This window comes from Streptomyces sp. 3N207, from assembly GCF_052246355.1.
Taxonomy (GTDB): domain Bacteria; phylum Actinomycetota; class Actinomycetes; order Streptomycetales; family Streptomycetaceae; genus Streptomyces.
In genome coordinates this window covers 162,647-187,588 of the sequence record NZ_JBQQBV010000007.1, presented here as the reverse complement: position 1 = coordinate 187,588, position 24,942 = coordinate 162,647, and the positions used below count along the sequence as shown (strand labels likewise).

Annotated in this window: 2 protein-coding genes; both read right to left on the bottom strand. The window is 72.9% G+C overall.

Annotation, left to right across the window (positions count from 1 at the left end):
• Positions 1-11: 11 nt before the first annotated feature.
• A complete protein-coding gene (fabD, locus tag ACTWP9_RS13675) occupies positions 12-3,248 on the bottom strand; it encodes an ACP S-malonyltransferase (RefSeq protein ID WP_443246360.1) in 3,237 nt (1,078 codons plus the stop codon).
• A complete protein-coding gene (locus ACTWP9_RS13670; protein WP_443246468.1) occupies positions 3,245-24,937 on the bottom strand; it encodes an amino acid adenylation domain-containing protein in 21,693 nt (7,230 codons plus the stop codon). Before ACTWP9_RS13670 ends, fabD begins: the two co-directional genes overlap by 4 nt.
• Between the last annotated feature and the right edge of the window lie 5 nt (positions 24,938-24,942).

The window sequence follows — 24,942 nt, the reverse complement described above, 5'->3', positions numbered from 1 at the left end:
TTCTTCGCTGGTCACTCGCTCTGGCTCCGCTGCATCTCGGGGAAACTCCGCAGCCGGGCCGTGATGTGGGCCGCAGCGCCCTCCATGAGGACGTCGGAGACGGCCTCGACGGTCCGGGCCCGCCAGGGGTGCAGGTCCGTACCCGCAACCGCCTGGTTGAAGGCGCCCATCGCCGGACCGCAGTGGACGAGGTGGTCGACCTTGGACTGCCGGTCGCCGGTCACCGCGAGGCGGAAGCCGCGTTCGAAGTAGCCGCGGAACAGGGCGGCCAGCTCCGCCTTCGGGTCCGCGCCCGCTGCCGGGGCCGAGGGTGCGGGATGCTCTCCGCCCAGGTAGCGGTCGAGGAGCTGGGCCCTGGTGCCTGCGTCGAGCTCGGCGTACGAGGCATGGCGGCGCCACAGGTCGTACAGCTTCGCCGCCCGCGCGGGGAAGAACAGCCCGCGCTTCACATAGCGGGCCTGCACCCCGAGTTCGAAGAGACCGGCGAACGGCGCGGTGTCCACGTCGTACTCGTGCACCTGCTGGAGGAGGTCCTTGGCCTGGTCGCTGGTGGCGGCCTCGACCGAGCACTGGTTGACCGATCCGGTCAGCACGAACTCGGCGCCGAGGAGGAAGGCGGCGGCTGCGGCCTCAGGGGTGCCGATACCGCCGGCACAGCCCACGTGCACCCGCGGGCCGGGGAGCGCTGCCTCGTCCCGCAGCCGGAGCACCGCGGGGAGCAGGGTCAGCAGATCCGCGCCGTCGCACAGCCAGCCGCCGTCCGCCTCGACGCAGAGGTCGTCGGCCATCGGGCGGGACGCCGCAGCGGCGGCCTCGGCCTCGGTCACAGCGCCCGCGGCCAGCAGCCGCGCGACCAGCGGCTCGGGAGGAGGGGCGAGGAACGCGGCGGCCATGTCGGTCCTGGACACCTTCGCCAGGACCCGGCCGCCCTTGAGCCGGAAGCGCACCAGGTCCTCGGTGATCAGCGGAAAGCCGGACGTCTCCACCAGGTCGACGCCGTGCCGCAACAGCTGGTCGACCAGTGCGGCCTCCTGTTCCGGAGCGCCGTGCCGGTAGAGGAAGTTGACACCGACGGCGGCGCCGGGCTCCAGCTCGCGAAGGTGTCGTTCCGTCTCGTCCGGAGTGAGTCCGCCGGTCCCGAGGAAGCCGAGGAGACCCGCCTTGGCAGAGGCGCGCAGCATCTCCGGGCCGGAGATGCCGCCGTACATCGCCCCCACGGCATAGGCGCGGCGCAGCCCGTACCGTTCCCGGAAGCTCCGGGCGCCGAGGTCGTCGGCGGTGAGGGCGACGGTGGGCTCGGTGGCGGCCGTGGGCTCGGTTACGGCCGTGGGCTCGGCTACGGCCGTGGGCTCGGGGCGCCGTGCCGGCGCCGTCGGCAGCGGGTCGGGGGCTGTCCTGATGCGCGTGACCAGTTTGGTGAGCACCTGTCCCGGACCCAGCTCGACGAACTCGAAGTCGCCGTGCCGCAGCACGGTGCGTACGGTCTCGGTCCAGCGGACCGGGGAAGCGATCTGGGCCGTCAGGCGTTCCTTGACCGTGTCGGCCGTGTACGGCAGGGCGTCGACGTTGGCGAGCACCGGGACCGTCGGGGCGCGCAGGGTGAAGCCGTCGAGGAACCGGCCGAACTCCTCGGCCACGCCGCGCATGTACCGGGAGTGCAGCGGCGCGTTGACGCGGAGCCGCACCGCACGCGCTCCGGCTGCCTCGAAGGCGGCGCACGCCGCGTCGACCGCCTCGCCGGGACCGGATACGACGAACTGGTCGGGGGCGTTGTAGTTGGCCAGGTCCAGCGGCGCGAACGCGGGGTCCGCGAGCGTCTGTACGACGGTCTCCTCGTCGACGCCGACCACCGCGGCCATGGCACCGGCGTCGGCTGCTGCCATCAGCTCGCCGCGCCGCCGCACCAGCCGCAGCCCGGTCTCGAAGTCGAAGACTCCGGCCGCGAACAGCGCCACGTACTCGCCCAGGCTGTGTCCGACGAGGTAGTCCGGCGGCACGAGGTCCTGTGCCGTACGGTCCAGGTAGGACAGGGCGCCCACGACGTAGAGCGCGGGCTGGGTGAACTCCGTGTTGCCGAGCTTGCGTTCAGGATCACTGAGGCACAGTTCCTCGATCGAGTAGCCCAGCACCTCGTCGGCGAGCGCCGTCTCGGCGGGAAACCGCGGGAACAGCTCCTTGCCCATTCCCCGCCGTTGCGAGCCCTGTCCCGGAAAGCCGTAGACCTTTCCGCCGGGGCCGCGGGATTCCTCCATGGCATGCACCTTCCGTGGTGTCGTCCGGACGGCATGCGTCCGCTTCCGGACCCCGTCGAGCAGCGCGGTGTCCTTCTCGAACTGGCTGAGCAGCGGCAACGAGGCAGCACGCGTTCCCGCCGGGAGGAGCTGGCGGAGGAAGTTGTGCAGGGTCCCCGCGGGACCGAGGTCCAGGTAGAGGAAGTCGTCCTTCTCCCGCAGACCGGCGATGGCGCCCTCGAACTCGATCGGCCGCCTCGCGACCCGCCAGAAGTGGTCCGGGGTGACCTGTTGCACCGTCCCGCCGTCCACGCAGGACACCCAGGGAAGGCGGGGCCGCGCCAGCTTCACTCCGTCGAAAGCCTCCCGGCAGGCGTCGAGCGCCTGGTCCATCAGGCGGGAGTGGAAGGCGTACTCGACCGGCAGCCGCACATGCAGCACGCCGGCGTCGCGCAGCGCCGCCTCGGCCCGGGTCAGATCCGCCTCCGGACCCGAGACCACGAAGCTGCCGGGGTAGTTGCGTGCGGCGATCTCGCACACCCGCAGCTCGGGCACCCGGTCCAGTACGTCGATCCCGGTGAGCACGGCGAGCATGCCGCCGGGTGGGCTCGCGCTCACCGCGTCGGCCTGGCGTACCAGCAGCCGCAGACAGTCGAACGGGTCGAGGCTGCCCGCGACGACGGCCGCGGCGTACTCGCCGAGGCTGCAGCCGAGGACGTAGTCCGGCTCGATGCCCTCGGCGCGCAGGGTCTCCGTCAACGCCAGCTCGATCATGACGATGCCCGGATGCGTGATCCGGGTGTCGAGGAGGGGATGGTTCCTCGGCTTCGCCGGGTCGAAGATCCGCCCGAGCACCGACTCGCCCAGTTCCCCGGCGACCGCCTCGTCATAGCGGAGCAGCGCCGTACGGAACACCTCGTTGGCGTCGTAGAGCTCCTTGCCCATGCCGTAGTACTGCGAGCCCTGCCCGGAGTACGCGAACACGATGGGCTGTGCTTTGTTCAGCGGTTCGGTCATCGGTAGCTGTCCCAGAACAGGCTGCTCGCCGCGGTCTTGGATGCGGTGGTTCCTCGGATGACGATCCTCCGGTTCAGCACGGGTTCCGGCAGTGGTGCCTTGGTGGGGTGGGCGGCTTCGGGCGCGGGGCCGAGGAGCACATGGGCGTTGGTGCCGCCGTCGGCGAAGCAGTTCAGTGCCGCGAGGCCGGCCGCCTCTGACCACGGCCCCGGCTCCCTGGGGAAGTTCAGCGGCGATGTGGCCAGGTCGAAGTGTTCGAGCGGTTCCTGTCCGGAGCCGAACGGCACCTGCTCCCGGTGGTGCAGCATCAGCACGACCTTGATGAACGCCGCGATACCTTCCGCGGCCAGCGGATGGCCGATGTTCGGCTTCACCGAACCGAGGGAGACCGGACGTGCTGTGTCGGTGCCGTAGACCGCCTGTACGGCCTTGAGTTCGAGCAGGTCGGTGACGACGGATCCGGAGCCGTTGGCCTCCACCCAGCCGACCTCCTGCGGGCTGTGTCCGCCGGCCGCCAGCGCCTCGGTCATCACCTGCTTCTGCGCCTCCAGGTTCGGAGTGGCGGGCCCCGCGGTCCGGCCGTCGTTGTTGATCGCGATGCTCTTGAGGACTGCGAGCACCTGGTCCCCGTCGGCCTGCGCCTTCGTCAGGGGCTTGAGGACGACGGCGCCCGCACCCTCGCCGAGGACCAGCCCGGAGGCCCTGCGGTCGAACAGATGGAACTCGGCGCCGGAGCTGAGCAGTCCACGCTGGGCGAAGATCTGGTGTGCCCGGTCGTCGGCGAGCAGGTTCACCCCGGCGACCACCGCCGACTCGATGCTGCCCGCACGCAGGGCCTGCGCGGCCATGTCCATCGCGACCAGGGCCGAGGAGCAGGCGGTGTCGACCACGATGCCGGGTCCGCGGAAGTCGAAGAACTGGGAGATGTTGGCGGACAGGTAGTTCTGGCCCGTGACCATCACGGGGTTCTTCGCCTGGTCCACCAGCGCGTCGTCGGGCGTACGGGTCGCACGGCCGCCGACGTAGACCCCGACGCGGCGCCCCTTGAGCTCCTCCGTCCGGTAACCGGCGTGGTGTACAGCGCGGTTGACCTCTTCGAGGAGGAGCAGCGCTTGCGGGTCCATGGCCGCGACGTCCGCCTCCGACAGCAGGAAGGACTCGGGGTCGAAGCGCAGCTCGTCCGGGAGCAGTCCGGCGTGGTAGCCGGTCAGCCCGGCGAAGCGCTGCTCGGGGAGCGGGCGCAGTGCCGAACGGCCCTGCCGGAGCAGCTCCCAGTACTCGCTCGCGGATCCGGAGCCCGGGAACCGGCAGGACAGACCGACGACCGCGATGTCGTCCCCGGCGAGTTCCCGCCGCTCCGGGACGGGCGCCGCGGCGCGAGGTGCGGCGGCCGTGTCCGTACCGGCGGCGGCAGTCTCCCGCGGCATGGGCTCCGCGGTGCCGGGTGAGGACCGGCCGAAGACGGCGACGAGTTCCTCGGGGCACTCCCCCGCGAGATACTCCGCGAATTCGTCGGCGGTCGGGTACTCCAGCAGGGCCGACGGGTCGAGCGACACATCGAGCTGCTTGGCGAGGGTCTGCACGAGCTGGGTGACGAGGATCGAATCGATACCGAAGTCCTGGACGGGCACATCGCCCGTCAGCTTGGCCCGGTCGAAACGGAGCTCCAGCGCCAGCCGGTCGAGCAGCCACGAGGCCACCGCGTCCTTCGCGCCCTGGAGATCGGGGTCACCGGCCGCCGCCACGGGCGGGCCGGACACTGCCACGGACGGGGCGGACGCCGCCGGCCGCTCGGGGGCCGCGTCCAGTCGGCGGGCCGTCAGCAGCTCGGGGCGCCAGTCGGCGTCCGGGCGCACCACTGCGGGCAGGACCACACGCGCGTCGGCGGCCAGCGCGCGGTCCAGCAGGGCGAGTCCCTGCGCGTCCGACAGGGCCGCCAGCCCGGATGCCCGGTAGGCGGCGCTGCGCACCTCCCCCATGCCGGTGTCCCGCCAGCTCGGCCACTGCACACTGACCAACGGCAGTCCGTACGGGCGCGCTTGGGCGACCTCGTCCAGGTAGGCATTGGCCAGCGCGTAGTCGCTCTGCCCGACGGCGAGTGCGGGGACCGCGGCCGTGACCGACGAGTACAGCACGAAGAAGCTCAGCGGCTCGGCACGGAAGCACGCCGCCATCGTGTCGAGGCCGAAGACCTTCGGGCCGATCACCCGGGCCAGGCCCTCGGGCTCCTTGCGGACGAAGGCGGGGTTCTCGGAGTCGGTGGTACCGGCGCAGTGCACCACCCCGCCCACCGGGCCCAGCCGGAGCTTCACATCGGCCAGGGCCCTGGTGAGTGCCTGCTCGTCGTCCAGCGGGACGGCCAGCACCTCCAGTTCCACTCCCCGTTCGGCGAGCTCGGCCAAGGGGCGCAGTTTGCGGCCCAGCGCGGTGTCCGCGGCGATGTGCGCTGCCCACTCGGCCCGTGGCGGCAGCTCCTCACGGCCGGTGAGGACCAGCTTGCGCACCCCGTGCCGGGCCACGAAGTGCTGGGCGGTCAGCAACCCGATTCCGCGGGTGCCACCGGTCACCCAGAGCACATGGCCGTCCGGGACGCGCGGCGGCTGCTGCGCGCTGTGCGGCAGTTCCCGCAGCACCGACCGGTGCCGGACGCCCTCCCGGTAGGCGACCTCGGCCTCCTCGCCGTCGGCGGCGAGTTCATCGGCCACCCACCCGCACAGCTGCTCGTCCGCGCACGATCCCACCTCCACGTGACGGGAGCGCAGCTGGCGGTACTCGCTCTGCAGCATGCGGTACAGGCCCACCCGGGCCGCACCGCCATGGCCGTCCCGCGACGTACGGGACACCAGCACGGTGCGCAGGTCGCGCTTGCCCCGGTCGACCACGTGCTGGAGCCAGCGGAACCAGGTGGACAGCGCCGCGCGGTCGACGCGGGTCACCGACCCGGCGCAGCCCGCCAGGTCGACCACCGCGTCGAAACGGTCCCAGCGGGTGCTGCCGGAGGCCAGATCGGCGTCGAGCCCCGTCGTGGTGAGCACTTCGGCGGCGGGCAGCGTGGCGGCCAGCCGTTCGGCCAGTGCCTCGGTGCCCGGTGCGGCCAGCACGGCGGTGCGGCCGGGCAGGGCGAGGCGGGCCGCGGGCTCGGCGGGAACCCAGTGCCTGGTCAGCAACGACCCTTCGGCGGCGGGTACGGCTTCCAGCGCGGCCAGTTCGGCGTCCGCCGCCGCCAGCCAGACCCGCTCGCCGCCGAAGGGATAGCCGGGCAGCGGAACCCGTCCGGGCCGGGACCCATGGTGCAGCGCCGACCAGTCGACCTGCCGGCCCGAGGTCCAGGCATCGGCGTAGGCCGCAGGACGGGCGGGCGGCGCCTCGCCCTTGGTGGGCCGGCGTGGATCGACGACCCCGGTCCAGCAGTCGGCGGAGGTGTTGCCGGTGACGAACTCGTCCAGCCGCGCGGCCAGTTGCCCGAGGTCGTCGAAGCGGACGGCCAGCCGGTGGGCCATGGCCTCCCGCCCGGACTGGAGCGTCCATGCGACCTCGTGCGGCGCCAGCCCGGCTCCCTCAGCGCGCAGATACGCGGCGAGGCGGCGCGCCTGCTCGGTCAGCCGCTCGGCATCCCTGGCGGACAGCACGGCCAGCTGCTCACCGGCCGGGCCGGTCGGCTGCTTCGGCGCACCGGGGTACTCCTGCAGGATGATGTGCGCGTTGGTGCCGCCGGCGCCGAAGGAGCTCACCCCCGCGGTCCTGGGCCGCTCGGTGCCGTCTTCGAGAACGCGGCGCGGCCAGGGTGCCAGCTCGCGCTGTACCTGGAACGGGGTCGCGGCGAAGTCGATGTTCGGATTGAGCTCTTCCGAGTGCAGCGACGGAGCGAACTCACCATGGCGCATCTGGAGCAGCAGCTTGGTGATCGCGGCGATCCCGGCCGCCGACTCGGCATGCCCGATGCCGGACTTGACCGAGCCGATCGGCAGCTTCTCCACCGGCACATCGCCGTCGAAGGCCCGTAGCAGGCCGGTGATCTCCACCGGGTCGCCCAGAGCCGTACCGGTGCCGTGTGCCTCGATGTAGTCCAGGTCGGCCGGGCGCATCCGGGCCCGGTCGAGCGCGGACCGCACCAGGTCGCCCTGGGCCTTGGGGCTGGGCACGTTGAAGCCCCGGCCGGTTCCCCCGTGGTTGACCGCGGTGGCCTTGACCACGGCCAGCACCCGGTCGCCGTCGGCGAGAGCCGCGTCGAGGCGCTTGAGCAGCACTGCGCCCGAGCCCTCGGACGGGACGTAGCCGGTGCCTCCCTCGCCGAAGCTGCGGCAGCGGCCGTCCTCGGACAGGAAGCTGCGCCACGCGAGTTGGAGGTACTTCGCCGGGTGGGTGGAGATATTGACGCCGCCCGCGACCGCCGTCTCGCAGTCGCCGTCGCGGATGGCCTGGCACGCCTGGTGGATGGCGACCAGCGCGGAGGAGCACATCGTGTCCACGGCGACACTGGGGCCGGTGAAGTCGAAGAAGTACGACACCCGGTTGGCCACCGAGGCGTAGGACGAGTGCGGGGGCAGTCCCTCGCCGCGCAGCGCCTCCTGAACGCCGTACAGCTGGTACTGGCCGTACATCATGCCCGCGAACACCCCGGTACGGGAGCCGCGCAGGCTTTCGCGGGTGTAGCCGGCGTCCTCCAGCAGATGCCAGACCGTCTCCAGGAAGACCCGCTCCTGCGGGTCGGTGTGCTCGGCCTCGATCTGCGACATCCGGAAGAACAGCGGGTCGAACCGGTCGGCGCCGCGGATGAACCCGCCCCACTTGCCGTACGTCTTGCCGGTGGCGGACTTGTCCGCGTCGTAGAACCGGTCATGGTTCCACCGGTCGGCCGGTATCTCCTCGATGCAGTCCGTGCCCGCGCGCAGATTGCGCCAGAACTCGTCCACGTCGTCGGCCTGCGGATAGCGGCCCGCGACACCGATGATCGCGATGTCGTCGCCGACCGCGTCGGGCCGGACGGTGTCGGTTGCCCCGTCCTGAGCCGATACCGCCTCGGCGATGGCGGGCACGGCCGCCTCGGAGGTGGTGAACGCGTCCGGGTGTGCCGCGGCCAGGTGATCGACCAGCTCTTCCGCCGTCACGTACTCGAACAGCAGGGTCTTCGACAGGGGACCGAAGCGCTCCTCCAGCCGCTGGGTCACGCTCATGGTGATGAGTGAGTCCACGCCGTAGTGGTCGAAGGACTCCGTGACGTCGATGTCCGCCTCGGGGAGCTTCAGTTCCTCCGCCAGGATCCGGAGCACCAGCCGCTCGGCCTGCTCCCGTACGCCGGTGGTGCTCTGCGGCGCGACGGCGGTGGCGTGCGCTGCAACGGGGGTGGCGGCGGTGGCCTGCGCCGGTACGGCGGGGGTGTGCGCGGCGGGGGTGTGCGCCGACCTGCCGTCGAGTGCGGTGAGGATCCGGGCGGGGTCGCCCGGTGCGAGCAGCAGCCTCGGCGCTGTACCGACCAGCGCGCGCTCCAGTGCCTCCAGCGCCGGTGCGGTACGCAGCGGACGCATACCGAGCACGCGCTCCACGTACTCCTCGGCAGCCGGTGCGATCCGCATGGCACCGTCGGCCCAGACCGGCCAGGCCGCGGCGAAGGTACGGCCGTGCCGCGCGCCCTGGCGGCGCAACTCCTCGCGCTGCTCGGCGAAGTGGTCGAGGAAGGCGTTGGCGAAGGCGTAACCGATCTGGCCCGCGTTCCCCAACGCCGCCGCCGCGGAGGAGAACGTCACGAAGTAGTCCAGCGCATCGTCCCGTGTCGCCTCGTCCAGCAGCACCGTGCCGTGCACCTTGGCGGCCAGCACCGCGTCCACGTCCGCCCGGTTCTTACGCTGCAACAGGCCGTCGCCGAGCACTCCGGCGGCGTGCAGGACGCCGGACACCGACCCGTGGGCCTGGCGGGCCTCGGCGATCAGTGCGCGCACCGCCGCGGCGTCGGACACGTCAGCGCGCACCACCCGGGCACCGATGGCCTCGATCCGGGCACCGGCCTCGGGGCCCGGAGCGGACCGGGCGGCGAGCACGATCCCGCCGCGGGGCAGTCCCGCCTCCTGCCGCACCTTGGCGATGTGCTCGGCGAGCAGCAGCCCCAGCGCACCGGTGCCGCCGGTGATCACATGGGCGCCCGGTCCCGTGAACGCCGAGGCGCCGACGGCCGGAAGACCCACCTCGCGCCAGGAACGGCGGGCCCTGCCCGCGGCATCGATCCGCACCTCGGGCTCGCCCTGACCGCCGAGTTCACCGGCCACGGCGTCCGCGAGGGAGCCGGACGCGACGGTCAGCACGCCGAAGTCGATCGCCGGGTGCTCCAGACGTACCGAGCGGGCGAACGCCGCCATGGCCGGGTGGGCCGGCGAAGCTGCCGCTTCGCCGTGCACATAGAGGTAGCGCAGTGCGCCGCGCCGCTGCCGCTGCCATGCCTGGAGGAACGCCATGGCGGTGTGGAAGCCGTGCTCGACGGCGCTGCCGGGGTCGGCGTTCTCCCCGGCCAGGTGGACCACATGGACGGGGGACGTCTCACCGTCCCCGACCGCCGCCTCGGCATCGAAGCCGTCGCCGAGGGCGATCCGCCGGGTGTCCGCACCCGCGGCAGTCAGGGCGGCGCTCACCTCGGCCCCCTCGGAGCCCGCGTCCAGCACAAGTACGTTTCCGTCCAGTTCGCGCTGCGCCTGCGGGGCGGGCTGCCAGACCGGTTCGAACGCGGTCACCGCGTCCTCCGCGGCCGAAACAGCCGAAGCGGCCGAAACAGCCGAAGCACGCTGCGTGTCCTCCGCGTCCGGCCGGGGCACCGCCCGGAGCGTGAAGGCGTCGATCGAGACGGCCACCTCGCCGGTACGGTCCAGCAGCGCCACGTCGAAGCAGAGCGTTCCGGCCGGCGACCGGCGCGCCGAAGGAGTGGCGTAGGCGTACATCTGCTCGGGCAGTTCCGCGTGGAGCCGGACCGAGCCCAGCGAGAAGGGCAGATACGGCAACGGCTGCGCCAGGTCGTCAGCACCGGACGCCAGCAGACCCGCCGTCTGCAAAGCCGCGTCGAGCAGCGAAGGATGGAACACATAGCCGCCCGCGTCCGCCACCCGGTCCGCGGGAAGGCGCAGTGCCGCCAACGCCTCGCCGTCCCCCACGGCGAGTTCCTCGATCACCTGGAAACTCGCGCCGTAGTCCATGCCCAGCCGGGAGAAGAGCCGGTAGCAGCTCGCGCCGTCACGGACATCCGTGCAGCGCCCGCGTACGCCTGGTACGTCGATCCGGGTGGGACGAGGCTCGGGCGCGCCGAACAGCAGCGTGCCGCGCGCATGCCCACGGGGTCCGCCCTCCGCGCTGTGCACCTCGAAGGACGTGCCGGCCTGGTCCTCACCGAGTCGGACCAGCAGTCGCTGTTCCCCTCCTCCCGCGGGCAGCCGGACCGGCGCGGCCCACACCAGGCCGTCGACACCACGCACCGGCGAGCCGGCGGACAGTTCACCGGCCAGCCGGGCGATCTCCAGATACGCCACGCCGGGCAGCACCGGCTCGCCGCCCACCACGTGGTCGCGCAGGAAGAACTCCCCGCCCGTGAGCGTCTTGGCGAACGAACGCGCGCCGGGCGCCGAGACGTCCGCGTCGAGCAGGGTCGGGTGCAGCCGGGCCGCGGCCCTCTCCGGTGCCGCCACCGGTGCCGGGCCAGGGGCGAACCAGTGCCGGGTACGGGCGAAGGGGTAGCTGGGCAGATGTGTCCGGCGGCGAGCCGCGCCCGCGTGCAGGGGCGCCCAGTCGACCTCGGCGCCGGCCAGCCACGCGTCCACGACGGCGGTCAGCTCCCCGGTCGCGGTGACCTTGGGCGGGGTTGCCTGCCGCTCGACCCGCCCGGTGCGCACCGCCGACGGGCGGCCGGCCAGGTAGGCGACCAGTTCGGACCGCAGCCCGGCCACGCCGTCCGTCACCACGGCGAGCCGGTGGGCCATCGGCTCACGGCCCGTCTGCAAGGTGTACGCGAGGTCGCCGGGCGGGACGCTCCGGTCCTCCAGGTGGTCGGCGAGCCGCTGGGCGGCGCTCCGCAGCGCCTCGGGAGTGCGGGCGGAGAGCACGTACGCCTGCTCGGCGGCCTCCTTCTCACGGTCGTCCGGCATCTGTGATTCCTCCAGCACGATGTGCGCGTTGGCTCCCCCGAAGCCGAAGGAGCTGACCCCGGCACGGCGTGGCAGCTCGCGTCCGGCGGTGTCGCGCCGCCGCGGCCAGGACCGGGCGGTGGCGGCCACCTCGAACGGGCCGCCGTCGAGTTCCAGATAGGGGTTCTGCTCCTGGAAGTGCAGGCTGGCCGGGATGGTGCCGTGCCGTAGCGCGAGTACGGCCTTGAACATCCCGGCGATGCCCGCGGCGGCCTCCAGGTGGCCGATGTTGGTCTTGACCGAACCGATGGCGCAGCCGGGCGCCTCAGCCGTGCCGGCACTTCCGCGGTCCGCGCGCAGCCGCCGGAAGGCGGCGGACAGACCGGCGGTCTCGATCGGGTCGCCCAGCGCGGTTCCGGTGCCGTGCGTCTCGATGTAGCCGACGGACTCCGGCGGTACGTCGGCGGCGCGGTAGGCGTCGACCAGCAGGTCGGCCTGGGCATCCGGGTTGGGAGCCGTCAACGACGTGGTCCGGCCGCCGTGGTTGGTCACGGCCGCCTTGATCGTCGCGTGCACGGCGTCGCCGTCGCGCCGCGCCGGGTCCGCCGGCTTGAGCAGCACCACGCCGACGCCCTCGCCCCGGACGTAGCCGTTCGCCCGGCTGTCGAACGCCTTGCAGCGGCCGTCGGGGCTGAGCATCTCGCCCTGGCTGAGCACCTCGTACACGGTCGGGGTCAGGATGAGGTTGACGCCGCCCGCGATCGCCAGATCGCAGCTGCCGTCCTGGAGCGCGGCGCACGCCTGGTGGACGGCGGTGAGCGATCCGGAGCAGGCGGTGTCGACGGCCATGCTGGGCCCGCGCAGATCCAGCAGGTAGGAGACCCGGTTCGGGATCATCGACAGCGCCGCGCCGGTGGCCGTGTGGCCTTGGGGACCGTGTCCGGCAGCCCGCTGCGCCTCCAGATAGTCGTTGTTGGCGACGCCGATGAACACCCCGACGCGCTTCCCGGCCAGCTCGGACGGGCGGTAGCCCGCGTCCTCGATGGCCGACCAGACCACTTCCAGCAGCAGCCGCTGCTGGGGGTCCATCAACTCCGCCTCCCGGGGTGAGATCCCGAAGAAGGCGGCGTCGAAGCGGTCCACGTCGGGGACGAAGCCGCCCCGATAGGAGGAGGCACGCGGCTGGTCCTGCTGCCCGTCCCAGCGCTCCGCGGGAACGTCCTGGACCAGATCGTCCCCGGCGGCCAGGTGGTCCCAGAACTCCTGGAGGTCGGAGGAGCCGGGCAGCCGTCCGGCCATGCCGACGACCGCGATGTCGTCGCCGCGCCGCACCTCGGCCTGCGCCTCGGCGGGGCGCGGTTCGACGGGGACGCTTACTTCGGCGGCGGCGCTTACTTCGGCGGCGTGGACCGGTGCGGCAGCGCGGACCGGTGCGGCAGCGCCGAACCGCGCGGTGAGCTCGGCGGGGTGCTGCTCCCACAGGTGCTCGGCCAGTGCGTGGAGGGTGCCTCGGCGGTAGAACAGCGTGGGGTAGACCTCGATGCCGTAGGCGGTACGCAGCTCGGCACTGAGCGCGGTGAAGCTCACCGAGTTCATCCCCACCTCGCCGAGCGGGGTGTGTGCGCCGATCTCCTCGTGCGGCAGCCCTGCCAGGCGGCCGACCGTGTGGGCCAGTTCGGCCACCAGCGCCTCGACGCGTCCCGCGGGTTCCGGGGAACTCCCGGGCTGCTCGGCGTCGGTGACGTCGGTGGCACCGGTGGCGCCGAAGCGCGCCCGCAAGTCGGCGGGCGGCAGGGTGGCCAGCGTGCTGCGGTCGACCTTCTCGTTGAGCGTGTGCGGGAAGCCGGTGACCGGAATCAGCACGTCCGGGAGCATATGAGCCGGCAGCCAGGCCGCGAGCTGCTCCCGGGTCGGGTCGGCGCCGCCGTCGGCACGTATGTAACAGGCCAGCAGCGAGCGGTCGCCGCCGCCCTGACCGCGTGCCACCACCACGGCGTCGCGGACCCCGTCCAGGCGCCGCAGGGTCGCCTCGATCTCCTCCAGCTCCACGCGGTGGCCGCGCACCTTGACCTGGGAGTCGATCCGGCCCAGGTGTTCGATCCGCCCGTCGGCCAGCCGGCGGACCAGATCGCCCGTGCGGTACATCCGGGCCTTCCGGGCCTCGGGCCCGTTCGCGAACGGGTCGGGGAGGAAGCGCTCGGCGGTCAGTTCGGGGTGGCCGGGGTAGCCGTCGGCCACCCCGTCGCCGCCGATGTACAGCTCGCCGGGCATACCGGTCGGGACGGGCCTGCGCGCGCTGTCGAGCACGTACAGCGCGGTGTTGGCGATCGGGGCACCGATCGTCACCCGCTCACCTGGGCTGAGCTTGCACGCCGCCGACCAGATGGTGGTCTCGGTCGGCCCGTAGAGGTTCCACACCGCGCCGTTCCCGGCGAGCAGTCGCTCCGCGAGGTCGGCGGACAGCGCCTCGCCGCCGCACAGCACCGTGAGCCGGGGGTTCCCCTGCCATCCGGCGGCGAGCAGCATGCTCCAGGTGGCGGGGGTCGCCTGGAGCACCGTGGCCGCACTGTGCTCGACCGCCTCCCGCAGCCGCAGTCCGTCCTGGGCCACCTCGGTCGGCAGGATCTCGACGGTGCCACCGCTGATCAGCGGCAGATAGAGCTCGAGCGCCGAGATGTCGAAGCAGGCCGTGGTGAGCGCCAGCAGCGTGTCCCGCGGCCCGAACCCGGGCTCACGCGCCATCGACCAGAGGAAGTTGGTCAGCGCGCGGTGCGGGACACGGACGCCCTTGGGCCTGCCGGTGGAACCGGAGGTGTAGATCACGTACGCGGGGTCCGACGGCTCCGAGGGGCCGGGCGACGGAGCCGCGGGCGGCTCCAGGCCCCCGTCGACGAACAGCCGGGGTACCGCGTCACCGCAGTCGGCCTCGACGGCGGAGTGCGTGAGCAGCAGGTGCAGCCCGGCGTCGTCGGCCATGAACGCGAGCCGCTGCTGCGGATATGCCGGGTCGAGCGGTACGTAGGCGCCACCGGCGGCCTGCACGGCAAGCAGGGCCACGGGCAGGTCGACGTCGCGCGGCAGCAGGACGCCGACGGTACGGCCCCGGCCGACACCGGCGGCGCGCAGCCGGGCCGCGAGCGCTTCCACCCGCTCGTGCAGCTCGCGATAGGTCAGCTCCCGCCCCCCGGCGCGGACCGCCACCGCCTCCGCGCGTGCCTCGGCCTGGCTCCGCACCAACTGCCAGACCTGCTTGTCGGCCGGGTAGTCCGCGGGTGCGGGCGGCGCGAGCATCGCCCGCTCCTGAGACGTCAGCAGATCGAGCTCGCCGACCGCGGTTCCGGGGGCGCCGACGGCGGAGGCCAGCAGCGTGACGAAGTGGTCCCCGAGGCGCTCCACCGTGGCGGCGTCGAAGAGGTCGGGGTTGTACTTGAGGGTGTACCGGCAGCCTTCGGGGCTGTCGACCAGGTCGAGGGTCAGGTCGAACTCACCTTCCTGGTGGACGCCGTCGACCCGGTCCCCGACCAGGCCGTCGTTCCGCATGTCGCGTGCCCAGTTGTGGAAGTAGAAGGCGACATCGAACAGCGCGTCCGTCGCGCCGGGGGCCTCCCGCTTCAGTTCCTCGGTGAGGGTGATCAGCGGGTAGGCGCTGTGCTCCAGCGCGCCGAGGACCGTCCGGTGGATACGGCGGACCAGATCGCGGAACGGCTCCTGGCCCTCGACCCGCTCCGCCACGACGACCATGTTCATGAAGTAGCCGAGCACGTCGTCGTAGCCGTCGGCGGGACGGTTCGCCGTCGGTGTGCCGACGGCGATGTCGGCCTGGTCGCTGTAGCGGTGCAGCAGCGCGAAGAAGCTCGCCAGCATGACGCTGGACAGCGAGGTGCGCTCCCGCGCGGCGAGCCCACGAGCCCGCTCGGACACCTCCGCCGGGACGCGGCCCTCGACGCTGGCGCCCCGGAAGCCGGGCACGGGCGGGCGCGGCCGGTCCAGCGGCAGCGGAACGGCGGTCGTACGGCCCCGCAGCCGGTCGGTCCAATACGTGCGCAGCCGCTCCCCCGTGGGACCGGCGACGAGGTCGCGCTGCGATGCCACGTAGTCGGCGAAGGTGTGCTCGGGCCGGTCGGCCGGCAGCGGACGGCCCTCGCGGACGGTGCGGTAGCCGCGGTCGATCTCCTCCAGCAGCAGAGGGATGGACACTCCGTCCAGCACCAGGTGGTGCACGTTCAGCAGCAATGCCTGCGAACCGTCGCCGAGGGTGTACAGCGTCGCGCGCAGCAGCGGGCCGTCGGCAAGATCGAACGGCGGGCGCATGTCGGCGCGCAGCCGTTCGCGGAGGTCCTCTTCCGAGACGGAGGTGAGGAAGACCTGCTGGAAGGGCAACTCTGGTTCGGCCGCGATCCGGATGTACGGGCCGTCCTCGTCGGTGCGGACCGTTGCCCGCAGTTCCTCGTGCCGGTCGAGCAGGTCCTGAAGGACGACACGCAGGGCGAGTACGTCCACGTCGCGGTCGAGCCAGAAGGCGAGCGGCAGGTTGTAGGCGTGGTTCCCGGGGGCGATCTGCTCGATCACCCACAGAGCACGCTGCCCCTCGGACATCGGGTGGGTCGACTCCTCCGCGTCCGTGCGGGGGCGCAGGACCCGGGCCGCCTCGGCTGCCGCCGGAGAACTCGCGGCGACGGCGGGCACGGACACGGTGGGCGTCGCGGAGACGACCGGCGCCGCGGAGACGGGAGCCGCCGAGACGGGCGCCGCGGAGACGGCCGTCGCGGGACCGGTGGGAACGGGGCTGTCGGCAGCCGCGGCGTCGGCAAGCCAGCTCGACGTCAGGTGCGCCGTCAGCTCACGCAACGTCGGACGCTCGAAGAACTCGTCCAGCGGCACCGCCACACCGAACTCCGCGTCCACGGCGGACACGATCCGCAACCCGCTCAGCGAGTCGAAGCCGTAGTCCCCCAGCGGACGATCGGGATCGATCGGCTCGTCCAACTTCAGGATCCGCTCCAGCAGCTGCCGGAGCCGGTCCTGCATCACGTCGGCGGTCTCGGCACCTGCACCAGAAACCGTCACCACCTCAGAGGGTGACGCCACCACACCAGGTACGACACCGTCGCTCTCCGCGACGAGCACCCGCTGGCCCAGCTCGGCGTCCTCGGCGCCGAGGGCGCTGACCTGTGTGTAGCCCTCTTCGCGGAGCAACCGCGTCCAGTTTTCCGGCGGGGCCAGCGGTGCGCCGTGGACGCGCAGTTCGCTGTCCTCGAAGGCCCACCAGCCCTCCATCACACCGCCGCCGACGGTCAGGTACGGCCGGATGGAGGTCAGTTCGTTGAGCACCAGCAGGCCACCGGGCCTGAGCAGTGACTTGATCTTCCGCAGCGTGGCCCGCAGATTCCTGGTGGCGTGGACCACGTTGGTGGCCAGCACCACATCGGCCGAACCCGGTGCGAACTCCTGCTCGTTCAGTTCGCGCTCCAGGTTGAGGAGCTGGAAGCGGGCGTACGGGTACTGCGCGGCGAAGCGCTCGCGGCCGTACTCCAGGAAGCGCGGCGAGATGTCGGTGAAGGTGTAGCCGACCCGGTCGGCGTGAGAGGCCAGAGCCGGAAGCACGCGCTCGGTGGTGGCACCGGTCCCGGCGCCCAACTCGACGACCTGGACGGTCTCGTGACCCGGCAGCTGCGGCAGCCGGGCTTCGACGAAGCGCCGCACGGAGTCCGCGACGAGCTGGTTGAAGAAGTCGGTGAGCGGGTTCCCCTTGTACAGGTCCTGCACCAGCTCCATCGAGGAGTCCGGGAACATGACCTCGGTCCCCACCAGCTCGGCGCGCAGCAGCTGCGGATACGCATGCAGGAACGCGCGGTTGAGGGAGGCCGTGGGCGCGACGTCCGGGCAGTCGCTCACCACGCGGTCGAGCTCGGCCTCCCAGCGGCCCGCTCGGCCGACCGCGGCGGTGGCGGTGACCTGGTCACCCTCGCGGGTCAGATACCCGGCATCCACCAGGAGACCGAGCAGCGCCTGGTGCAGCCGCTGGAACTTGTCCCTGATGTGGAGCCTGCCGCGCAGTTCCTCGCCGTGGTGCTGCTCGCCCGGCCGCTGGAAGACGCCCATGCGCTGGTAGGCGCTGAGCACCCCGGACACCGAGGCGGCATCCAGCGCTGCGTACCCGTCGAGCACCCGGGTGACGGCAGGGTCGAGGGCCGACGCCGTGCCGACGGCCGGCGCCGCGGCGGGGAGCGGGGCCCCGTCGGCGGGCGGCCGGGGAATCCAGCAGCGCTTGCGGGCGAAGGGATAGCCGGGCAGTTCGATCCGGCGGGCGCCCGCCGGGGTGATCCGCGACCAGTCCACCTCGGCCCCGGTCAGCCAGCGCTCGGCCACCGCCGTCAGATCACGCTGGGTCAGCGCCTGCTCCAGCGCTTCGGCCTCGTCCTCGTCCGGCCGCACCCGGATGCGCGTCACCTGACCGGTGAGGACCCGGTCCTCGTCGCGCCCCTCCGCGTACGCCGCCAGCAGCCGTACGGCCTCGGCCACCGAGCCGGCGGACAGGGCCAGCCGGAACTCGTATGCGGTACGGCCCGACTGGAGGGTGTGGGCGACATCGGCGAGCCGCAGCTCCGGGTCGGCGGCCGGCTCGGCGGGCGTCTCGGCGGGCGTCTCGGCGGGCGGCATGAGGGGAGCCACCGCCTCGGCGACGGCGCCGAGGGTGTCGGCGACCGTCGCTGCCGGGGGCAGCTCCGTGCCCAACTCCTCGGCAAGCAGCGCGAAGAAGTGGGCGCGCTCCGCCATGCCGAAGCCGCAGTCGACCAGGTCGTCCGCCAGATCGAGGGAGTCCGGGGCCACGTCGGCGATCTCGGAGGCCAGCCGCAGGCACAGGCGCCCGGCGTCCGCCGGCGCGCCGCCGGCCGGCACCGGCTGCTGCGAGGTGCCCCCGCGCAGGAAGGCCGCCAGGTCCGCCGCGTAGGCGCCCAGCCGCTCCTCGCTCTTCGCGGAGAGCACCAGCAGCTGCTCCTGGGTCTCCTCCACCGGTTCCGGAGCACCGGTCGGCAGGTCGGTCGGCAGGTACTCCTCCAACGTGACGCAGGCGTTGGCCCCGCCCGCGCCGAAGGAGCTGACGACGGCACGCAGCGGCAGCTCGGCAGGGGTTCCGTCCCCGTCGTCCGCGCCCCCGTCCGGCCGCGCCGGCCTCGTCCAGGGCTCCAGGGTCTGCTGCACCTCGAACGGTGTGGCGTCGAAGTCGATCTCCGGATTGCGGTGCTCCGCGTGCAGCGACGGCGCCAGCGCTCCGTGCCGGAACTGCAGCAGCACCTTGGTCAGGCCCGCGATCCCGGCTGCCGCCTCCAGATGTCCGATGTTGGACTTCACCGAACCGATCGCCACCGTCGGCCGCTCCGCACGGCTCGCCGGGTCCACCGGTCCGCCGAACGCCTCGGCCAGGCCCGCGATCTCGATGGGGTCGCCGAGGTGGGTGCCGGTGCCGTGCGCCTCCACGTAGCCGATGGTGTCGGCGCCGATTCCGGCGCGGGTCAGCGCTCCGCGGATCACCTCGGCCTGCGCCGACGCCTTCGGCACGGTGTAGCCGCCCGCGTCTCCGCCCGCGTTGACGGCCGAGCCGCGGATGACGCCGAGGACGCGGTCGCCGTCGGCGATCGCCGCCGCCAGCGGCTTGAGCAGGACGGCGCCCACGCCCTCGCCGTCGACGAAGCCGTCGGCGTCCGCGCCGAACGCCTTGAGCCGGTCGTCCCGCGAGAGCATCCCGGCCCACGCCAGGCTGCGCAGATGCTGGGGGTGCAGGATCAGATTGACGCCGCCCGCGAGCGCGGTGGCGCACTCGCCGGACCTGATGCTCTGGCACGCCAGGTGGATGGCGGTCAGCGACGCCGAGCACGCGGTGTCCACCGCGAGGCTCGGGCCGGTGAAGTCGAAGAAGGAGGACACCCGGTTGGCGACCGACCAGTGGTGGGAGTGCGCGTCGGTCGGCACGCCGAGCGCGTTGGCCTCACCGCCCATCCACGCGTAGTCGTTGCTCATCACCCCGGCGAACACTCCGACGGGTCCCTGCGCTGCGAGCCGGGCCGCCGGATAGCCGGCGTCCTCCAGGGTCGCCGCCGCGGTCTCCAGGAACAGCCGCTCCTGGGGGTCCATCGCTTCGGCGTCCGCGGGCGAGATGTGGAAGAACAGCGGGTCGAACGCGTCGACGTCGTCGATGAAACCCGCCCACTTGCTGTAGGAGCCCCATGCGCCGGTCGGGTCGTGGTGAGCGTCCGCATCCCAGCGGCCTTGGGGGACCTCGCGGATACAGTGCCGGCCCTCTGCCAGGTTGTTCCACAGTTGGGCCACCGTCCCGGCGAGGGGGTAGCGACCCGCGACGCCGATGATTGCGATCCCGTCGCTCTCCGCCGTGCTGGGGAGGGGGTGCCCCTGCCCGTCGTCCGCAGGCTGCGGGAGCGTCGTGGCTGGTCGCGCACGCCTCGAAGCCAGCGAAGCGCCCGCGAGAGGCTCAACAAACGAGCTCCGCGCCCCTTCGGGGCGCAGCTTGGCGGTGAGGAAGGCCGCCAGCCGGTTCGGGGTGCGGTGCTCGAAGACCATGGTGGCGGGCAGCCGCAGGCCGGTGCGGGCGGCGAGTTTGTTGCGGAGCTCCAGGGCGCTGAGGGAAGTGAAGCCGAGGCGCTGGAAGTCGGCGTCGGGGTCGATGTCGGCGACCGAGTCGTGTCCGAGCGCCGCGGCGACCTCCCGCAGGACCAGTTCGCCGACGAAGCGCTCACGCTCGGCTTCGGACATCGCCTGCAGGCCGGTGGCCTCACCGGCGGTGGGGACGAGGGGTCCGGCGGAGGTGGCGGCGGGACGCCGGCGGCGGGCCGGGGCCAGCGCACGGAACAGCGGCGGGAGCGTGCCCTGCGCGGAGTCCAGTGCCGCCAGGTCCAGCCGGGCCGGGAGCAGGTGCGCCCGGTCCGCGCCGAGGGCGGCGTCGAGAAGCGCCAGCCCTTCCTCGGTGGCCAGCGGGCGCACCCCGGCGCCGGTCAGCCGCGCAAGGTCGGCTGCGTCGAGCTGCCCGGTCAGGGCGCTGCGCTCGGCCCACAGGCCCCAGCCCAGCGCCAGCGCGGGCAGGCCCAGGCCGCGGCGGTGGTGCGCCAGTGCGTCGAGGACGGCGTTGGCCGCGGCGTAGTTGCCCTGACCCGCGGTGCCCAGCGTGGCGGCGACCGAGGAGAACAGCACGAAGGCCGACAGGTCGATGCCCTCCGTCAACTCGTGCAGATTCCAGGCACCGTCGGCCTTCGCCAACAGCACCGCCCGCAGCCGCTCCGGTGTCAGCGAGCCGATCACGCCGTCGTCGAGCGCTCCGGCAGCGTGCACGACGGCACGCAGCGGGCGGTCCGACGGGATCGAGGCCAGCAGTTCGGCGAGGGCTGCCCGGTCACTGACGTCGCATACGGCCGACGACGCCGTGGCCCCTGTCGCGGTCAGCTCGTCGGCGAGCTCCGGAGATCCTTGGCGGCTCACCAGCACCAGGTGGCGTACACCGTGCTCGGCCACCAGATGCCGCGCCACCAGTCCGCCCAGCGTGCCGGAGGCCCCGGTGATCAGCACCGTGCCGTCGGCGGGGAACGCGGGTGCCGCGGGCTCCTCCGGCAGCGTGGCGCGCGCGAGCCTGGGCACACGTATCCCGCCGTCGCGCACCAGGAGTTGGGGCTCACCGGACGCGAGCAGCGACGGCAGCAGTTCCGACAGGCCCTCGGCGTCGTCGGCGTCGTCGGTGTCGACCAGCACGATCCGGTCCGGGTTCTCCGTCTGCGCCGACCGCACCAGGCCCCATACGGCGGCAGCTGCGGGATCCACCTCCGCGGCGCTGCCGAGGCCGTCCGCCACGGCACGGCGGGTGGCCACCACCAGGTGACCGCCGCCGGTCTCGGACTCGGCGAGCCAGCGCTGCAGATCGCCGAGCACCTCGGAGGTGACCGCCTGGATCCTGGCGGACGGGTCGCCCTCAGCGGACGGGCAGTGCAGCACCGTGACATCTGCCGGGTCGGCGACGGGCCCCGGCAGGGCGGAGCCGGGCCGCGCGGGAACCCAGTCCAGCTCGAACAGCGCGTCGCGGCCCGCCAGGGCCTGCTGTGCGGCACTGAGCGGACGCAGCGAAAGGGAGTCGGCCGACAGGACACCGCGACCGGTCCCGTCGGCGATCCGCAGGGCCACCGAGCCGTCCTCCAGCAGCGTGATGCGCGCCCGCAGGCCGGTCATCTCCGCCGCCGCTGCCGGGTCCAGCCAACGCACGCCGTTCCAGGAGAACGGCAGCGCGGGTTCCGTCTCCAGGTCCAGCGCCGCGTGCAGGGCGGCGTCGAGCAGCGCGGCGCGTACCGGCTCGGCCAGTGACACCTCGGCGAACAGCTCGTAGCCGCGCCGCCACAGCGCCCGCAGACCCCGGAAGCCGGGCCCGTACTCCAGTCCCTGCGCGGCCAGTTCCTCGTACCAGGAGCCGAGGTCCGCCTTCTCCGCGCCAGGAGGCGGCCAGTTGGCGAAGTCCACCGAGTCCTGGTCCTCCTCTCCGGCGGCCTCGGTGAGCGCTCCGGTCGCGTGCAGCCGCCACTCGGCCTCCGCGCCGCGGGCGTACAGCCGCAGGGGCCGGAAGCCGTCGTCGTCGGCGGGTTCCACCAGCAACTGGATCTCGACCCCGCCCTGCTCGGGCACCACCACGGGCGCCAGCAGGGTGAGCTCGTCCACAGCGTCCGCCGCGTCCAGGGCTGTTCCGGCTTCCAGCGCCATCTCCAGCAGGGCGGTCCCCGGCACCACGACACGGCCCCGCACCCGGTGTCCCGCCAGCCACGGGTGCGTACGCAGGGACAGCCGGCCGGTCAGCACGGTCCGCTCGCCGTCCGCCAGTTCGACGGGCGCGCTCAGCAGCGGCTCGGGCGCCTCCAGCCAGTAGGGCTTCTGCTCGAAGGCGTAGGTGGGGAGGTCAACGGTGCGCACACCGGTGCCGTCGAACGCCTGCGTCCAGTCCACCGCGATGCCGTGGGCGTGCAGCCGGGCCATGGACAGCAGGAACCGCCGGGGCGCGTCCTCCGCACGGCGCAGGGTGTCCGCCACCACGACACCGCCGGCCGAGCCGTCGTCCACGGTGTCCTCGACGGCCGTGGTCAGCAGCGGGTGCGTGCTGACTTCCACGAACACCCCGAAGCCGTCGGCGACCAGCGCCCGGACGGTCTCCTCGAACCGCACCGGCTCCCGCAGGTTGCGGTACCAGTACGCGGTGTCCAGCTCCGTACCGTCGAGCGGACCGGCCGTCACCGTCGAGTAGAACGGCACCCCGGCCCGGCGCGGCTGTACACCGGCGAGCACGTCCGCCAGCTCGGCTTCCAGGGCCTCGACGTGCGCGGAGTGCGCGGAGAAGTCCACTCCCGGGACGTTCCACCGCATCACTCCGGCCTTCGCCAGTACGCCCCCGAGTTCCCGCAGCGCGTCGGGGTCGCCCGAGACCACCACCGTGTTCGGGCCGTTCACCGCCGCCACCGAGATCCGGTCGCCGAAGGGCTCGATCCGCTCCCGCACCCAGCCTTCCGAGGCCACGATCGACAGCATCCCGCCGCTGCCGCTCAGCGCCCGCAAGGTGCGGCTGCGCAGTGCGGACACCCGTGCGCCGTCCTCCAGGGACAGCGCGCCGGCCACACAGGCGGCGGCGATCTCGCCCTGGGAATGGCCCACCACGGCGGACGGGACCAGCCCGACCGAACGCCACACCTCGGCCAGCGAGACCATGACGGCCCAGAGCGCGGGCTGCACCACGTCCACCTCGGACAGCGCCGCCTCGTCGTCGAGGACCTCGGACAGCGACCAGTCGACGTGGGCGCTCAGCAGCCGTTCGCACTCGTCGAGTTGCGCGGCGAACACCGGCGAGTACTCCCGCAGTTCCCGCGCCATCCCGGCCCACTGCGCACCCTGACCGGGGAACACCCACACCGTGCCGGACTCCGGAGCCACGGAGCCCTCGACCACCCGCGGCAGCGACTCGCCTGCCGCCAGCGCTGCCAGGCCCTCCATCAGTTCGGCGCGGTCCTCGGCGACGACCACGCCGCGGTGGTCCAGCGCCGAACGAGTCGTCACCGTGGAGAACCCGACATCCACCGGGTGCGCGTCCGGATCGGACTCCACCTGCTCCAGCAGCCGCCCCGCCTGGGTCCGCAGGGCCGTCCCGGTCACGCCCGAGACCACCACCGGCACCGGCGCCCCGACCACCGGCCTGACCTCCTCGGGCTCGGTCACCGGCGGCTGTTCGAGGATCACGTGCGCGTTGGTGCCGCTGGCGCCGAAGGCCGACACCCCGGCCCGGCGCGGGCGTTCGGCCTGCGGCCACGGCCGCTGCTCGGTGAGCAGCTCGACCGCGCCCGCCGACCAGTCCACATGGCGCGACGGCTGCTGGATGTGCAGCGTCCGCGGCAGCACACCGTGCCGCATGGCCATCACCATCTTGATCACGCCGCCGACACCCGCGGCAGCCTGGGCGTGACCGATGTTCGACTTGAGCGAGCCGAGCCACAGCGGCTCCGTACGGTCCCGGCCGTACGTGGCCAGCAGCGCCTGCGCCTCGATCGGGTCGCCGAGAACGGTGCCGGTGCCGTGCGCCTCCACGGCGTCCACATCGGCGGGGGTCAGACCCGCCGAGGCGAGCGCCTGCCTGATCACCCGCTCCTGCGACGGCCCGTTCGGTGCGGTCAGCCCGCTGGAGGCGCCGTCCTGGTTCACCGCCGAGCCACGCAGCACGGCCAGCACCCGGTGCCCGTTCGCCTGCGCGTCCGACAGCCGCTCCAGCACCAGCATGCCCACGCCCTCGGACCAGCCCGTGCCGTCGGCTGCGTCCGAGAACGCCTTGCACCGCCCGTCCGGCGAGAGGGCGCGCTGGCGCGAGTACTCCACGAAGGTCCTCGGCGTGGACATCACCGCCACACCGCCCGCCAGCGCCAGCGAGCACTCGCCCGACCGCAGCGACTGCGCCGCCTGATGCAGCGACACCAGCGACGAGGAACACGCGGTGTCCACCGAGACGGCCGGGCCCTCGAAACCGAAGGTGTAGGCGACACGGCCGGACGCCACACTGGGGAGGCTGCCGGTGAACAGGTGGCCCTCGAAGCCGCCCGCGTCCTGCGCCAGCCGGGACGCGTAGTCGCTGTACATCACCCCGGCGAAGACTCCGGTGCTGCTGCCGCGCAGGGACGTCGGAGCGATCCGTGCGTGCTCCAGCGCCTCCCAGCACGACTGGAGCAGCAACCGCTGCTGCGGATCGGTCACCAGCGCCTCTTTCGGCGACATCCCGAAGAAGGCCGGGTCGAACTCGGCGGCGTCGTGCAGGAATCCGCCGTGCCGTGTGTAACTGGTGCCGGTGCGGTCCGCGTCGGGGTCGTAGAGCCCGTCGAGATCCCAGCCCCGGTTCACCGGGAACTCGGACACCGCGTCCACCCCGTCGACGACCAGCCGGTGCAGCTCCCCGGGCGACGTCACGCCGCCGGGGAACCGGCACGACATGCCGACGATCGCGAGGGGCTCCTGGCCCGCCGACTCCAGCGCGTCCAGCTTCTGTCGCGTCTGGCGCAGTTCGCTGGTAACCCGCTTCAGATATC